At 55.7% G+C, this 15,102-nt stretch carries 15 protein-coding genes and 1 tRNA gene; 6 read left to right on the forward strand and 10 right to left on the reverse strand.

Features of this window, described 5'->3' with window-relative positions; genetic code table 11:
- Positions 1 to 7: 7 nt before the first annotated feature.
- Together I3V23_08060 and I3V23_08065 are read right to left on the reverse strand one after the other, a co-directional pair.
- Positions 8 to 1,189: an aminotransferase class I/II-fold pyridoxal phosphate-dependent enzyme gene (locus I3V23_08060; GenBank protein QPI84559.1), complete on the reverse strand. Its 1,182-nt coding sequence runs from the start codon at positions 1,187 to 1,189 to the stop codon at positions 8 to 10.
- An 82-nt stretch (positions 1,190 to 1,271) separates the two neighbouring features.
- A complete protein-coding gene (locus I3V23_08065) occupies positions 1,272 to 2,624 on the reverse strand; it encodes an amidase (GenBank protein QPI84560.1) in 1,353 nt (450 codons plus the stop codon).
- 91 nt (positions 2,625 to 2,715) lie between these two features.
- On the opposite strand from I3V23_08065, the gene I3V23_08070 reads away from it, so the two are divergent.
- Positions 2,716 to 3,942, forward strand: a complete 1,227-nt coding sequence (locus tag I3V23_08070; GenBank protein QPI84561.1) for a UbiH/UbiF/VisC/COQ6 family ubiquinone biosynthesis hydroxylase — start codon at positions 2,716 to 2,718, stop codon at positions 3,940 to 3,942.
- Here I3V23_08070 and I3V23_08075 read toward each other — a convergent pair.
- The 5 genes from I3V23_08075 to I3V23_08095 form a co-directional block, all read right to left on the reverse strand.
- Positions 3,939 to 4,127, reverse strand: a complete 189-nt coding sequence (locus I3V23_08075) for a Trm112 family protein (GenBank protein QPI84562.1) — start codon at positions 4,125 to 4,127, stop codon at positions 3,939 to 3,941. The two genes, I3V23_08070 and I3V23_08075, sit on opposite strands and share 4 nt — an antisense overlap.
- Entirely contained in the window at positions 4,124 to 4,768 is a 645-nt protein-coding gene (locus I3V23_08080) for an LON peptidase substrate-binding domain-containing protein (protein QPI84563.1), read from the reverse strand. Before I3V23_08080 ends, I3V23_08075 begins: the two co-directional genes overlap by 4 nt.
- 27 nt (positions 4,769 to 4,795) lie before the next feature.
- Positions 4,796 to 5,698: a co-chaperone YbbN gene (locus I3V23_08085; GenBank protein QPI84564.1), complete on the reverse strand. Its 903-nt coding sequence runs from the start codon at positions 5,696 to 5,698 to the stop codon at positions 4,796 to 4,798.
- Positions 5,699 to 5,769: 71 nt separating this feature from the next.
- On the reverse strand, positions 5,770 to 6,558 hold the full coding sequence (locus tag I3V23_08090) for an exodeoxyribonuclease III (protein QPI84565.1): 789 nt from the start codon (positions 6,556 to 6,558) through the stop codon (positions 5,770 to 5,772).
- A 196-nt stretch (positions 6,559 to 6,754) separates the two neighbouring features.
- Positions 6,755 to 7,441, reverse strand: a complete 687-nt coding sequence (locus tag I3V23_08095) for a response regulator transcription factor (GenBank protein QPI84566.1) — start codon at positions 7,439 to 7,441, stop codon at positions 6,755 to 6,757.
- Between the two features lie 173 nt (positions 7,442 to 7,614).
- Here I3V23_08095 and ribA point away from each other — a divergent pair, with 173 nt between their 5' ends.
- Positions 7,615 to 8,712: a GTP cyclohydrolase II gene (gene ribA, locus I3V23_08100; protein ID QPI84567.1), complete on the forward strand. Its 1,098-nt coding sequence runs from the start codon at positions 7,615 to 7,617 to the stop codon at positions 8,710 to 8,712.
- A gap of 89 nt (positions 8,713 to 8,801) precedes the next feature.
- Complete coding sequence (locus I3V23_08105) at positions 8,802 to 9,230, forward strand: L,D-transpeptidase family protein (GenBank protein QPI86752.1); 429 nt, start codon at positions 8,802 to 8,804, stop codon at positions 9,228 to 9,230.
- Here the strand turns inward: I3V23_08105 and I3V23_08110 are convergent.
- On the reverse strand, positions 9,221 to 9,880 hold the full coding sequence (locus I3V23_08110) for a YggS family pyridoxal phosphate-dependent enzyme (protein QPI84568.1): 660 nt from the start codon (positions 9,878 to 9,880) through the stop codon (positions 9,221 to 9,223). The genes I3V23_08105 and I3V23_08110 overlap by 10 nt on opposite strands.
- 253 nt (positions 9,881 to 10,133) lie before the next feature.
- On the opposite strand from I3V23_08110, the gene I3V23_08115 reads away from it, so the two are divergent.
- Positions 10,134 to 10,208, forward strand: a tRNA-Lys gene (locus tag I3V23_08115).
- A 384-nt stretch (positions 10,209 to 10,592) separates the two neighbouring features.
- Entirely contained in the window at positions 10,593 to 12,005 is a 1,413-nt protein-coding gene (locus I3V23_08120) for an L-serine ammonia-lyase (protein ID QPI84569.1), read from the forward strand.
- Between the two features lie 6 nt (positions 12,006 to 12,011).
- On the opposite strand, the gene I3V23_08125 is transcribed toward I3V23_08120, so the two are convergent.
- Entirely contained in the window at positions 12,012 to 13,001 is a 990-nt protein-coding gene (locus tag I3V23_08125; GenBank protein ID QPI86753.1) for a LacI family DNA-binding transcriptional regulator, read from the reverse strand.
- A 181-nt stretch (positions 13,002 to 13,182) separates the two neighbouring features.
- Positions 13,183 to 13,998, reverse strand: coding sequence for a porin (locus tag I3V23_08130; GenBank protein ID QPI86754.1), 816 nt, complete (start codon positions 13,996 to 13,998; stop codon positions 13,183 to 13,185).
- Positions 13,999 to 14,160: 162 nt separating this feature from the next.
- Between I3V23_08130 and I3V23_08135 the strand changes: the two genes are divergently transcribed.
- Positions 14,161 to 15,096, forward strand: coding sequence for a site-specific integrase (locus I3V23_08135; protein ID QPI84570.1), 936 nt, complete (start codon positions 14,161 to 14,163; stop codon positions 15,094 to 15,096).
- Positions 15,097 to 15,102 lie beyond the last annotated feature (6 nt).

Consider the following 15,102-nt stretch of genomic DNA (forward strand, 5'->3'; position numbering starts at 1 on the left):
CTTCACCTCACTGATACAAACAGCCATGCAGGCGCAAAAGCCCGCGCTGTAATTCTTGTTCTTCTGCCACCAAAGCCACGCGCAGGCGGTCTTGGCCTATGGCCTGACCCGCAACAGCGCGCGACAAATACGATCCAGGCAAGCAGCGCACGCCCGCCTCGCGCCACAGTTTCAAGGCTGCGGCCTCATCATTCTCAACAGGCAGCCAAAGGAAAAACCCCGCCTCAAGCGCCTGATACTCTGCGACATTGCCAAAAATCTCATCGGCCATTTGGTATTTGCGGCGATAGATGGCGCGGTTTTCTTCCACATGGGCCTCATCGCGCCATGCAAGGGCAGCCGCCGCTTGCAGGGGCAAAGGCAAAGGGGCGCCTGTGTAATTCTTCAACTGCTTCATCGCTGCGATATTGCCAGAACCCGATGCGGCAAAGCCCGATCGCAACCCTGGAAGGTTTGAGCGTTTCGACAGCGAATGAAACACCACAATCCGATCAGGGTCTGCGCCCATGTCATGGGCTACCTGCAAAGCACCTACAGGGGGGGTGTTGCGATAAATCTCGCTGTAACATTCATCCGCGAAAATTCGGAAATCATGTTTCTCGGCCAAGGCAATCAGATCACGCCAATAGGCCTCGGTGGCAACCGCACCTTGCGGATTGGCCGGCGAACAAAGATAGGCAATGGTCACGCGATCAAGAAGGGCCGCAGGCAGCGCGGCATAATCAGGCAAATCGCCCGTTTCAGCGGTTGCAGGCACATAGATTGGCTCTGCATTAATCGCGAGGCTTGCCACCGCATAAACCTGATAAAACGGGTTTGGCATCAAAACAGCGGGTTTTTGCCCCGCCTTTTCCTCAACCCCAAGCGCAAGAGCCGCATTGAACAACCCCTCACGCGTGCCGTTCAGGGCGAGGATATGCTGATCTGCGTCAAGGTGAACACCGTAGCGGCGCGCGATCCAAGCCACAATCGCCGCGCGCAAATCTTCGCCCCCCTCATTGGGGGGGTAACGGCCAAAACCCTCAAGCGCCTCAGAAATTGCGCGTCCGATGAACTCAGGGAACGGATGACGCGGCTCACCGATAGACATATTAATCGGATCGCCGCCCGCCTGATGGACGTCAAGCAATTTCCGCAAACGCGGAAAGGCGTATTCTGGCAGGTTCGAAAACCGCTCGGGAAACACCATGACTGCCTCAAATATCGGGGTCTGTTTTCGCCCCTTTGACAGCCAAATTAACCTCTTATGACGCAAACGTCCAGAAAAAGGATCAAGCTTGCAATGCGGCCTCTGCCGCCGCCCCAAGACGCAGAAGCCGTTCCTCCTGACCTGCGGGGCAAAGCAGCATTACCCCCGTAGAGGGCACCCCAGTGGGCAATGTAAGGCCGCAAGACCCCATCAAATTGCCAATTCGCGTGTTGCGCAAAGCCAGTAGATTTTCTGTGACATAATACTCTTCGTCCACCATCAACCGCGCGATATTGGGAGGCAAAATCGCGACAGTGGGCGCAATCACCGCGTCATACCCCGCCGTCTCACGATGAAAATCTTCGCGCAAAGCCTCAAGCTTTTGCCAAGCTGCGATATAATCACTCGCCAAAACATCCGCCCCGCCACGGAAGCGCTGCAATATGGGGCCAAACATCTTTTCAGGATTGGCCTCAATCATTTCGCGCCAAGTCGCATAGGCCTCAGCGGCAAAAAGAATGGGCGAAAGCGCCATCGCCGCGTCAAGTGCCGCTGATTTATGCCGCACAATCTGCGCCCCTGCTGCAGCAAAGGCTTCAACCGCACGAGCAAAGCCTGCGGCGGGCGCATCGCGCACATCCTCCGCATATGGTTCCATCACCAAAAGCCGCCGCCCTGCAAGGCTTGCGTTCTTGAGGTCAACGGCGCGCGCGCCTGCCAGAACGGCAAACACCTCGGCGCAATCTTCGACCGAGCGCGCAAGCGGCCCAACTGTGTCGAATTTCGCGCAAAGCGGAACAACCCCACGATTGGACAGGCGTCCATGGCTTGTTTTCAAGCCGACCAAATCGTTGAACGCAGCAGGCACCCGCACAGAACCGCCCGTGTCAGACCCAATTGCAACCGCAGCCAATCCAAAGGCCACCGAAGCAGCGGCACCAGAACTAGAGCCACCCGGCACGGCGTCTGGGTCATTGATGTTGGGCGGCGTTGCAGGCAAAGGATCAAGCCCTTCGCCAAACATCGGGTTCAACCCAAGGCCAGAAAACGCCAATTCTGACATATGGGTTTTGCCCAAACATACGCCCCCCGCCTGCGTGGCGCGGGCCAAAACATCGGCATCTCGTGTTGGAACGCGCCCCGCAAGCAAGCGCGAGCTGGCCTCAGTCGCGACATGGGCGCTATCAAATAGATCCTTCCACGAGACAGGCACCCCATCCAGAATACCCCGCCGCACCCCGTTGCGCGCCCGAGATCGGGCTGCTTCGGCCTCGGCTAGGGCGCGGGCCTCGGTCAGGCGGGCATAAATACGCGCGCCTGCGGGATGCGATTTTATCGCGCTCAAATAGGTTTCGGTCAGGCCCACTGGATCAATCGAGCCTTCGCCAATCGCGCGCCCTTGTTCACTTGCCGTGCGTGTCAACCATTCGCGCATCTTCATCCCTTTGCCGCTTTTGTCTCGCATGGGCAGAGTAATGACGCTATGCCGCGTGGACAATTCCATAAATTAGCCCATCATAACCTGCATGACATGTGACACAGATATTTTGATTGTAGGTGGCGGGCTGAACGGGCCGACCCTTGCGCTTGCGCTCGCGCAGTCAGGGTTTCGAAGCATCGTGATTGATGCAAATTCCCGCCCTAAGCGCGAAGCGGATACATTCGATGGCCGCGCCTATGCTTTGGCCCGTGCCTCGCAAAAAATGTTGGCGGCTTTGGGCTTGTGGGACGCTGTCGCAAAACAGGCGCAGGCCATTTCCGAAATCAAAGCCTCAGACGGTCATGCAGGGCGCGGGGCAGCGCCGCACTTCCTACACTTCCAAGCGGCAGAGATGGAAGAAGGCCCTATGGGCTATATGCTTGAAGACCGCTACCTCCGCCGCGCGCTGATCGCGACGATGGAGGCCAATGATAAGATCACGCATCTCAGCGACAGCATGGTCGTAGATCAAAGCACCGATGGGGCTCTGGCCGAGGTTACATTGGCCGATGGTCAGCGTTTACAGGGGCGAATTTTGATTGGCGCGGATGGTCGCGCGTCAGGTGTGGCAGCACGCGCTGGCATTCGCCGCCAAGGTTGGGATTATGGGCAAACCGCCCTTGTCTGCGCCGTCAAACATGAATTGCCCCATAACGGCATTGCACATCAGTTCTTCATGCCATCGGGGCCTTTGGCGATCCTACCTTTGCCTGACAATCGTTGCTCTATTGTCTGGAGCGAAAAAACCGCCCGCGCCGCCCAAATTGCGCGCGCAAATGACGCTGAGTTTCTCAAGGCATTGCGCCCCGCATTCGGTGACTTTCTGGGTGAGATCGAATTGGCGGGCGTGCGGTTCAGCTATCCGCTGAAGCTCACCTTGGCCGAGCAATTCATTGCCCCGCGCCTTGCCCTTGTTGGCGATGCGGCGCATGGCGTGCATCCTATCGCAGGTCAGGGGCTTAACCTGGGCTTTCGGGACATTGGGGCATTGACCGAAGTGCTCCACGAGGCACGACTGCATGGCGAAGATATCGCCTCGGAACTGGTGTTGGAGCGGTATCAGCAATGGCGGCGCTTCGACACCACCGCGCTTGCGCTTGGGATGGACACAGTCAATCGCCTGTTCTCAAATGACAACCCTGCCCTTCGGCTGATCCGCGATATCGGCATGGGCCTTGTCAGTGCAACGCCCGCGTTACGGCGTGGGTTCATGCGGCAGGCGGCCGGTCTAACGGGGGATTTGCCACGCCTCTTGCAGGGCGAGGCGCTTTAACCCTCAATCTCGCGGGCTTCGTTCTCTAGCATGATTGGAATGCCTTCCTTAATCGGAAAGGCCAATTTTGCTTTTTCGGAGATCAATTCTTGACGCTCTGCATCATAGCGCAGGCTCCCTTTGGTCAAAGGGCACACCAATGCCTCAAGCATATGTCTGTCAAACACGGGGCTGTCTGCGCTCATTGCATGGCCTCATCGGATGATCCACCCCGCAAGGCAAATTCGATCAAGGTTACAAGCGTCTCGCGCCGCGTAGACAGGGAGGGCGCCTCAAGCAAGGCTTGCTTTTCTTCTGGGTCAAAGGGGCATAGCATTGACAGCGAATTGATCAGCAATTCATCTTCGGCATCTTTCATACTGTCCCAATCGGTCGACAGTGACATGGCCGCGAAATAGCGCTCCAACAGATCCATAAAGACGGGACGATCAAAGCCCTGATCCTGCTCGACCTTGCCCAAATCATTCTCAAAGCCTGCCCAATCGACATCACCTTTAAGATAGGGGGTAAAGCCTGACTGTTCGCGTTGCAGGCGAAAGCGCGAAATTCCCGTCAGCGTAATCATATACCGCCCATCCTCGGTTTCCGAGAATTGGGTCAGACGACCTGCGCAGCCAATGCTGTGCAACCGCTTAGCACTGCCTTTGGGCACCTCAAGCGGTTGGATCATACCAATCAATCGGTCGGGCGTGCGCATGCAATCTTGCAGCATGGCCAAATAGCGTGGTTCAAAAATGTGCAATGGCAATCGCGCCCGCGGCAGCAGCAACGCGCCGGGAAGTGGAAAGAGCGGTATCGTATCAGGCAGGTCGCTGTGATGGATCATGAAGTATGAAGTAGCGGCCAAATGCGATCAGGCAAATATCATCGATGACAATCTTCTGCGGCCCTTTTGCACCAAAGGATCCGTGGGCTTAAGCGCATCGAAGATTGTAAAGAGCTGTGCCTTGGCAGCCCCGTCATTCCATTCGCGATCACGGCGGAAGAGATCAAGCAATTCTTCAATCGCCGCCTCCGCCTGCCCTGCTGCATAGAGCGCCTTTGCATAATCGAACCGCGCTTGCAGATCATCAGGGTTGGCCGCCACGGCGGATTGCAACTCGGCCAAGGGCCCTGCCTCATCGGCTTGGCGCGCCAAGGCGATCTGAGCGCGTGCGGCCTCAATCTCGGGCGCGGCGGCGATTGCGGGGGCGGCGTTATTCAGCAAGGCCTCCGCCGTGTCCAAATCGCCCATCGCGATATGAGCGCGCGCCAAGCCACCCATGGCGGCTGCATTTTCAGGTTCTTCACCCAAAATCGCCGCAAAGGTCTGCGCCGCATCGGCAACGGCCCCTTGAGCAAGCATTTCTTCAGCGGCCTCAAGCGCCTCGCCCAAGCCACCATCGCCTGCGAGGGCGGCGATTTTTTCAACGAAGCGCTGCACATCCCCTTGCGAAAGCGCCCCTTGGAACCCGTCCACGGGTTGGCCCTGCCAAAACGCGTAAACGGTAGGAATAGACTGCACCTGCAATTGGCCCGCGATCATCTGATTCTCATCAACATTGACCTTGGCCATACGCACCGCGCCCTTTTTGGCCTGCACCGCCGCCTCAAGCTGTGGCCCAAGCGTCTTGCAAGGGCCGCACCATGGCGCCCAGAAATCTACGATGACAGGAACCTCGCGGCTGGCCTCAACGACATCGGCCATAAAGGTCTGATCGGTGACATCCTTGATGACATCCGCGCCTGCGGGCTGTGCTTGACCAAATTCCAACATTTATTTCTCCGTCACTGATGAGATCTGCGCGTGCCCTCTATATGCGCGTTTCGGGCCCATTCTCCAAGGGGTCAGAGATCAATTGTCGCAAAAACAGGGGCGTGATCCGATGGCTGCTCCCACCCGCGAGCGGCGCGCAGGATACGGCTTGAATGCGCAGCATTGGCAATATCTGCGGTGGCCCAGATGTGATCCAAACGGCGGCCTTTATCCGCCTCGTCCCAATCACGAGCGCGATACGACCACCAACTATAGAGCAACCCCTCGGGTATATCCTTGCGGGTGACATCCACCCAATTCCCCGCCTCTTGCACTTGGGCCAGATGATCCACCTCAATCGGCGTGTGGCTGACCACCTTTAACAGCTGTTTGTGGCTCCAAACATCGTCTTCACGCGGCGCAATATTCAAATCGCCCACAAGGATAGATTTTTGCGGGGCATCCGCACGAAACGCATCGCGCATCTCCGTCAGAAAATCCAGCTTTTGGCCAAATTTTTCGTTGACGTCCCGATCCGCAATATCGCCCCCTGCGGGAATGTAGAAATTATGGATGACCACCCCATTGGGGAGGCGCGCCGCCACATGACGAGCATGACCAAGCCCAGCCCAGTCCCGCGCGCCCGCCTCTTCAAGCGGCAGCTTGGACAGGATCGCCACACCATTATACCCTTTCTGACCACGCGCGACCATGTGGGTGTAGCCCAGCGCCGCAAAGCCTTCGGTGGGGATTTTTTCAACGGGGCTTTTGCATTCTTGCAAGCACAAAACATCTGGCGCTTCTTCACGCAGCAGTTTCAGCACCAATTCTTCGCGCAATCGCACCGAGTTGATGTTCCATGTTGCAAGTGAGAACGCCATTTTGCCATGCCCTTTGATGAAACCTGTCCCCCTCCTAAGGGCTTGAGGGGCATGGTGCAATGCGAAGGAAACTGAAAAAGGCCCCCGCTTATGCAGGGGCCAGTCCAACAGGGAGAAACCACGGGGGGCGCGGGGGGGCTTAGGCAATCCCGCAAGGTTCCCCGTGTGACATCACAGGTGCAAATCTGATGCCAAGTTAGGCAACCAATCGGTAACCGCCGCCTTCGGTGACCAAAAGCTGCACATTGCTGGGATCGGGTTCGATCTTTTGACGCAAGCGGTAGATATGGGTTTCCAACGTATGCGTGGTGACCCCCGCATTATACCCCCAAACCTCGTGCAGCAGCACATCACGGGCCACAACCCCCTCCTGTGCGCGATAGAGGAATTTCAGGATATTCGTTTCTTTTTCCGTGAGGCGGATTTTCTTTTTATCTTCCGTCTCGAGCAATTTCATCGCGGGCTTAAAGGTATATGGCCCAAGTTGGAAAATCGCATCTTCGGATTGTTCGTGTTGGCGCAATTGCGCCCGAATGCGCGCTTGCAACACCGAAAACTTGAACGGCTTGGTAACATAATCATTTGCGCCCGCATCGAGGCCCAAGATCGTATCAGCATCGCTGTCATGGCCTGTGAGCATGATGATCGGGCATTTGATCCCTTGCTTGCGCATCAAGCGGCACAAATCGCGGCCATCCGTATCGGGCAGGCCCACATCCAAAATCACCAGATCGTAAATTTCCTGCTTGGCCTTTTCCATCGCTTGCGCGCCCGTGCCCGCCTCGAACACATCGGAATCCTCAGTCATCACGAGCTGTTCTGACAACGCCTCGCGGATATCTTCGTCATCATCGACAAGTAGGATTTTTTTCAGGTTCGCCATGTCAGCCCTCCAAAGGCAAAATTGTGCCCGTCTCACATGGGTGTGATATACCCTATTTGAAAAGGGTTTGAAAAATATCCTCACGGCTCTGTGTTGTTCTGTGGCCAATTGTTTCAAATTCTGACAATCGGGGCTAAAGCTAATGCCCAGACCATAAGATCAGGACGGACAAGATGAGCCTTGCGCCAACCGCCAATGAAATCGCCGCCCGCGCCCGCGCTGATTTGCGCGCAGGCTTGCCTGTGGTGTTTAGCGATGGCGCAAAGGGGTTGATCGCATTGGCCTCGGAGACAGCAAGCACAGATCGGGTAGAAGATTTCCGCGCGCTTGGCGCGCCCTTTATCGTGCTGTCCGATTGGCGGGCGCGCACCTTGAATCTGCCACTTTATGAAGGCGATATAGCGCGTATCGCATTGCCCAAAGATGCAGGCAGCCGCATCCTAAAGGCACTAGCCGACCCGAAAGATGATTTGGATCGCCCGATGAAAGGCCCGTTCCAAAGCCTTCAAGGGCCAGAACACGGCTCGGCGGATGATGCGCGCACCGCCATTCATTTCGCCAAGTCGGCACAGCTTTTGCCCGCGATGCTTTGCGTGTTTCGGGATGACGCCGTGGCGATTGCGCGGGAACATGGGCTGACCGTTCTGCCATTCTCGGTGGCGCGGTCACAATTGGCAGAAAGCCAACCCTTTCACGCCGTAGCCGCCGCGCGTCTGCCGATGGTTGCCTCTGAGGCGGGGCGCCTTCATGTGTTTCGGCCCGATGATGGCAGCGCCGAGCATTACGCCATTGAAATTGGTCGCCCTGATCGGGACAAACCCGTTTTGGCGCGTCTGCACTCTGCCTGCTTTACGGGCGATGTATTGGGCAGTCTCAAATGTGACTGCGGCCCCCAACTTCACGCGGCATTGGCACAAATGGGCCAAGACGGCGCGGGTATCCTTCTCTACCTCAATCAAGAGGGGCGCGGGATTGGTCTGGCCAATAAAATGCGCGCCTATAGCCTTCAGGATCAAGGGTTCGACACAGTCGAAGCCAATCATCGTCTTGGGTTTGAAGATGATGAGCGCGATTTTCGTCTTGGGGCAGAATTGCTGCAAAAATTGGGTTTTGCCTCGGTGCGCCTGATGACCAACAACCCTCGAAAAGTTGAGATGATGCGCCAATCAGGCATAGAGGTCACAGAACGCGTGGCGCTCCATGTCGGCCAAAACGCGCATAATGCGCATTACTTGGCGACCAAGGCCGCGAAATCAGGACATTTGCTGTGACCCTGCCCCGCCCCGAAGACCTTGTGATCACCCATCAGGGTGCGCAGTTTAAGGGACGGCGCTTTCCCTGCAGCATCGGGCGCGGCGGGATGAGCCGCAGCAAGCGCGAGGGCGATGGGGCCACCCCAGTCGGCATTCACCGCATCGTTGGCTGCCTCTATCGCGCCGACCGCATGGCGCGCCCTTGTGATTGGGCCCTCAAAATTGGGCCGCGTGATCTGTGGTCAGATGATCCGCGCGATGAAGACTATAACCTCATGGTGCGTGCGCCCTACGCGCACAGCCACGAGAAACTGCGGCGCGCAGAACCGCTTTATGATTTGGTGCTGATCACCGATTGGAACTGGCCCTATGCGGAGCGCGGGCGTGGCTCTGCGATTTTCATCCACCAATGGCGGCGCGCGGGCTATCCGACCGAAGGATGTGTTGCGTTCTCCCGTGCAGATTTGCGATGGATCACTGCGCGCATTTCCTACGAAACACGTTTGATCGTGCGGGACGCGAAAAGCTATCCGTGAGGGACGACACGCGCGCCGAATATGGCAGAGCCCACACGAATATGCGTGGCCCCTAGCCGCAGCGCTTTTTCATAATCTGCGCTCATTCCCATCGACAATTCCGAAAGCTCGTTTCGCGCAGCAATCTTGCCCAAAAGGGCGAAATGCAGGCTTGGTTCCTCGTCCACGGGCGGGATGCACATCAAACCTTTAAGCGGCAAATCCATCGCGCGCGCAGTTTGGATAAAGGCATCTGCATCGGCAGGTAGGATGCCCGCCTTTTGCGGCTCGGCGCCTGTGTTGACCTGAATGAACAGATCGGGACAGCGGCCCAATTCTTGGGCCATATCGGCGATGCGGCGCGCCAGTTTTTCGCGGTCGACTGTGTGTATCGCGTCAAACAGCTCCATCGCGGGGCGCACCTTATTGCTTTGCAATGGGCCAATCAGGTGCAAATCCACCCCCTCAAATTGGGCTTTGAAATCGGGCCATTTACCTTGCGCTTCTTGCACGCGGTTTTCACCGAAACTGCGATGCCCCGCTCGCAACACCGCCTCAACCCGCGCGTTTGGCTGGACTTTCGAGACAGCGATTAGTTTTGCCGCGTCAGGCGCGCGCCCCGCTTCAGTCAAAATTCGCGCAACATCTGCCTGAATATCCTCAAGCGCCATTTTACCCTCACCCGTCACCAAATGAAAAAGAGCGGGCCAAAGCCCGCTCTTTCCCTAGCAGATAATCCGAGAGGATTAGAAGCTGAATGTCAGACCGAAATCTGCTGTATTGCAGTAGACGCAGTACACACCAATCTGAACAAAACCGCCCGCGCAATAGCATAGAAATTGTAGGCTGATTATTATAATGACAATTATTCAGGTTTTTGGCTTGACGGGGGACAGTCTCGTTTATATTACGCGAGCCTCAGGCGGGCCCGTAGCTCAGTGGTAGAGCAGTTGACTTTTAATCAATTGGTCGGAGGTTCGAATCCTCCCGGGCTCACCAATAGCCAGATATGACGCGTATCTGCTACCCCCAATCCAGACAGTCAGCCGCATTAGTGTGCGCAGTTCATCTCACGAAAATTGATGTGTTGGCCGGCGTATTTCCCGTCTGGTCACTCTCAATTGGTTTAAAGTTGATGCCTCCAAACAAAAACCGTAGGTGCAGCCCACTGCCTTGCTAGAGGCTGGGCCTCTGACAAAGCGGATGCGCTCATAGGCTTGCGTCCCCATCGCAGCGCTATGAGCGGGCAGGGCATGATTTCTGATCACACGCCTTAGCGATTGGTCGCGCAGCGTGAGAAACGAGTCGGATTTATCACCATAGAAATCAGAAAAAATCGCATATCTTGATCCAAGGCGCAGCACAGATAGGGGCACTTGCAGTATGTTTCTGTCAGTTTTTGATATTTTCAAAATTGGGATTGGCCCCTCCTCCTCCCATACGATTGGGCCAATGAATGCCGCCGCGCAATTTCTCGACCGCTTGCGCCATGGCACTCGAGAGCCCGGCGCCGGTGAGGTGGCGGCCTTGTCATGTCATTTGCACGGATCGCTTGCCTTTACTGGCAAAGGTCATGCCACTGACCGCGCTGTAATTTTGGGCCTTGCTGGGTTTCGCCCCGATAAACTTGACCCAGACCAGGCGGATAGCGCCATTGCAGCGATCAAATCAGCAGGGCATGTTACCCCTAACGGGCTGCCGCAACTGCGCCTCAACCCAGAGGAAGATATCATCTTTGACTATGGCCCCGCCCTAGTGGGGCATGCCAATGGTATGATCCTCCGCGCTTATGACGCCAACGGGGCGCTCTATATGGAGGAAGTCTTTTACTCCATCGGTGGTGGCTTCGTAATGACCGCGAAAGAATTACAAGCGGCCAAAGCCGCCCGCAAGAATTCACTCGCCGCCCAAAAGGCGGATGCAGGATACCCCTATCCCTTTGGCACAGCTGAAGAAATGTTGATTATGGGGGCAAAGGCGCAGAAATCTATTGCGCAGATGAAATGGGAGAATGAATGCCACGGCGCGCCGCGCGCCGAGGTGCAAAAGCGCCTTGAGGCAATCCGAGATGCGATGCTGTCCTGCATTGAGCGCGGCTTGCGGATGGAGGGTGAATTGCCCGGCGGTTTGCGGGTCAAGCGCCGGGCAAAGGCGATCCATGATCAGTTACAGGCCGAGGCGGGGCGCAACATCACCCAACCCCATACAATCAACGATTGGCTTTCGGTCTATGCAATGGCCGTGAACGAAGAAAACGCGGCAGGGGGCCGAGTGGTTACCGCCCCCACCAATGGGGCGGCAGGCGTGGTTCCAGCAGTTTTGCATTATTATCTAACTCATTGCATCGGCGCGACCGAAAAGGGCGGGTTGGATTTCTTGATGGTCGCGGCGGCAATTGGCGGGTTGATCAAGCATAATGCCTCGATCTCTGGGGCCGAAGTTGGCTGTCAGGGCGAGGTCGGATCAGCCGCAGCCATGGCCGCAGCGGGGCTTTGCGCGGCACTTGGCGGCACCAACGAACAGATTGAAAACGCTGCTGAAATCGCGCTTGAACATCACTTAGGCATGACCTGTGACCCCGTGGCAGGATTGGTTCAGGTGCCGTGCATCGAACGCAACGGCCTCGGTGCGATCAAGGCTGTATCGGCCGCTTCATTGGCGCTGCGGGGCGATGGCACCCATTTCATGCCGCTTGATAATTGTATCGAAGCCATGCGGCAAACAGGCCATGATATGAACCTGAAATATAAAGAAACTTCGCTTGGGGGCTTGGCCGTCAATCTGCCTGAATGCTAAGGCGGGTCAGCCGCGCTTACGCACGGTGTCACCCGCCAAGAATTCTGGCGACAATCCGATATCGGCCCCCGAAAGCGCGCGCCCTGCAATGATTTTGGCCGCCTCACGTCCAATATCTGCGCGGCGGCTGTCCATGGTGGCAATGCGCAAGGGCAGCCCGTCCAAAATGGCAAAGGAATTGAACCCTGCAATGCCAATTTGATTGGGAATATCATACCCCTTTTCCAACAGATAAAGCAGGCCGCCCGCCGCGTTCATATCCGTATTATAATAGAGGAAATCAAGATCAGGGCTGCGGCTTAGCAAATCTTCGGTCATCGCGCGGCCTGTGCCAAAACCCGAGGGGCCTGCATAAAAAATCTTATCCGCCAAGGAAAGACCCGCCTCCTTCAGCGCATCCTCAAAGCCCTGCTGCCGCTTTTGCGACCGAAAATCGCGCAAAGAGCTAGAACCCAAATACCCAATTTTGCGATAGCCACGGGCAAGGATTTCTTCGGCCATGGCGCGCCCTGCTGCCACATGTGAGATACCTACGCGGGCCGCCACACTTGGGCCGTCAATGTCCATCACCTCGACAACAGGAATCCCCGCATTCTCCATCATCTTCCGCGCGGCATCTGTATGTTCCAAACCCGCCACGATCAGACCAGAGGGCCGCCATGAGAGCATTTCGAAAATGACTTTTTCTTCCTGCTCCAAATCATAATTTGAGGTGCCAACAACGGGCTGCAAATCCGTTTCATGCAGGCCCTCACCAATGCCTGTAAGCACATCTGGGAAAACCATGTTGGACAGAGACGGGATCACCACGCCAACCAGATTGACGCGGTTCGATGCCAAAGCGCCCGCGATTTTATTGGGCACATATCCCAAGGTGCGGGCAGCTTCAAAAACCTTGCTGCGCGTGCGCTCGGAGACATCCCCCCGATTGCGCAAGACGCGGCTGACGGTCATTTCCGACACCCCCGCTGCCTCAGCCACATCGCGCAAGGTCATCTGGGGTTTGCCATCAAAGGGATTGCGTCCGCGCACGTCTGGTATCCTGTCTTCGGTCGTCCGGTTCCTATTGATACGCCGAACCATCGCCACTTGCCAAGCGTTGCGATCAGGGCACCGCCCAAAACGAGAAAAGAGCGCACCGAAGTGCGCCCTTCCCTTAGCAAATAATCCGTTAGGATTAGAATGCCATCGCAATACCAGCAGAAGCTTTGCTTACATCGTTTACAGATGCCGCACCTGCCTGGAATGTTGCGCCACCGCCCAAATCGTAAGCGACGCCAAGACCGATGGAGCTGTCTGCGCTACCATCAATGTCTGAAGCGGCAAGCGTGATTGTTGTTGCAGCATCCATTGCGTATGCTACCGAAACGCCGGTTGCTTCGGTTTCAACATTGTTGGTTTCGCTTGTGGTCATGATGGCGTCAAGCGTCAATGCACCAGCAGTGTAACCAACTGCCAACAATGTAGTGTTGGTGTCTGCAGCGTCATCTTCATTAGCGATACCAACGTTGATGTCGAAGCCGTTTACCGAATACGATGCGCCCAACGCATAAGGCGCTGCCTCATTTGTATCGCTCAACATGGACGCATGCACTGTCAGAGAACCAACAGACAGGGTGTAGTGTACGTTTGGATCAGTAATTGCGGCGTTGCCTTCCACAACGTCGTCAACACCCAAGCCGTCGTAACCTACGTCACCAATGCCACCCAACTCGTTGGCTTCGGTGATACCACCACCGATGGTTAGTGTGCCGAAAGAGCCAGAAATGTGCACGTTCGCGTCTTCATTTTTACCGGCGTCTCCAGCGATGTTGAAGTCCGCGCCAAATGCCAAGCCAGCGTCAGTTGTGCCAGACATTGCAACGCCCAAATCGACTTCGCGCTGAACCTGCCAATCGGTGTCAGTTGCGTCATTTTCAACGTAGATTACACCCATCTGTGCGGAGCCAGATAGAGTGACGTCTGCAGATGCGATGCCTGCGGAGGCAACCAGTGCAGAAGTAGCGAAGAGACTTCTGTGATAGGTTTTTCACCGATTGATGAATTATTGGGCAATAAGTTTCATATTGAAACTTATTTCATTTTTTGCGCCCTAATGGTAGCATAGCCCTTAAAATAAACAGTGATAATCCACTGATGGGGGGAGGAAATAGCAATGAATAAAGTGTTAAATTGGCTCTTTTTCCGCGAATCGAAGGGGCAGAGCAGCGGGCCTACCCTCAACCAGTTTTTCGATGAGCAAGTCGTGCCATATTTGAATGCAAAGAGCCCCGACAACACGATCATCTCGATTTTCAATAACAATATTCGCTATGAAATCGGCTCTGTGCAGCTTGTGGATTTGGCGAACCAAGATTTGGATCGTTGGATCGCTGGCCAGCGAAAAAAAGGCCTTAAGCCAGGCACAATTAACAAGCATATTTTCGCCATCAATCGGGTGATCGGCCTCGCAAAGCGTTGGAGTTTTCTTCCCCCCCACAGCGCGCATCTTGAAGAGCTTGAACCGCTCCGTCTTGGTGATTACGCGCAGCGATTTCTATCCGAGGATGAGATCCAAACCCTTCTCACAGAATGCGCAAAATCAGATCACCCTTATCTGTCGCTCTTCGTTCGTTTTCTTTTGCTGACAGGCGCGCGCAACAGTGAGGCGCGTTTAGCAAAATGGCAGCATATCGATGTTGAGAAAAAGCTGTGGATCGTCCCCAAAAGTAAAAATGGCCGCTCGCGGCGGATCATTTTGAATTCAGCTGCACTTCAGGTGTTGCGGGATATAAAGTTGCAGGACGTTAATTATCATCCCCATACAGATAACCTGGCCTATCTGTTCACAAATCCACAGACCCAGAAGCCCTATGACAACTTTTACAATGCTTGGTATAAGGTGCGCGATCGCGCAGGGCTTGAGAATTTGCGGTTCCATGATCTGCGCCATACCTATGCCAGCCACTTGATCAATCAGGGCGTCAGTCTTTACGAGGTGCAGACGCTGCTCGGGCATAGCTCATTGCAGATGACGCAACGCTACGCGCATCTTCAGCCCAATCTCTTACAGCAGCACACGGAAATCATGTCCAACATCCTAAAGCGTTAGAGTGGC

This window comes from Rhodobacterales bacterium HKCCA1288 (genome assembly GCA_015693905.1).
Taxonomy (GTDB): Bacteria; Pseudomonadota; Alphaproteobacteria; order Rhodobacterales; family Rhodobacteraceae; genus M30B80.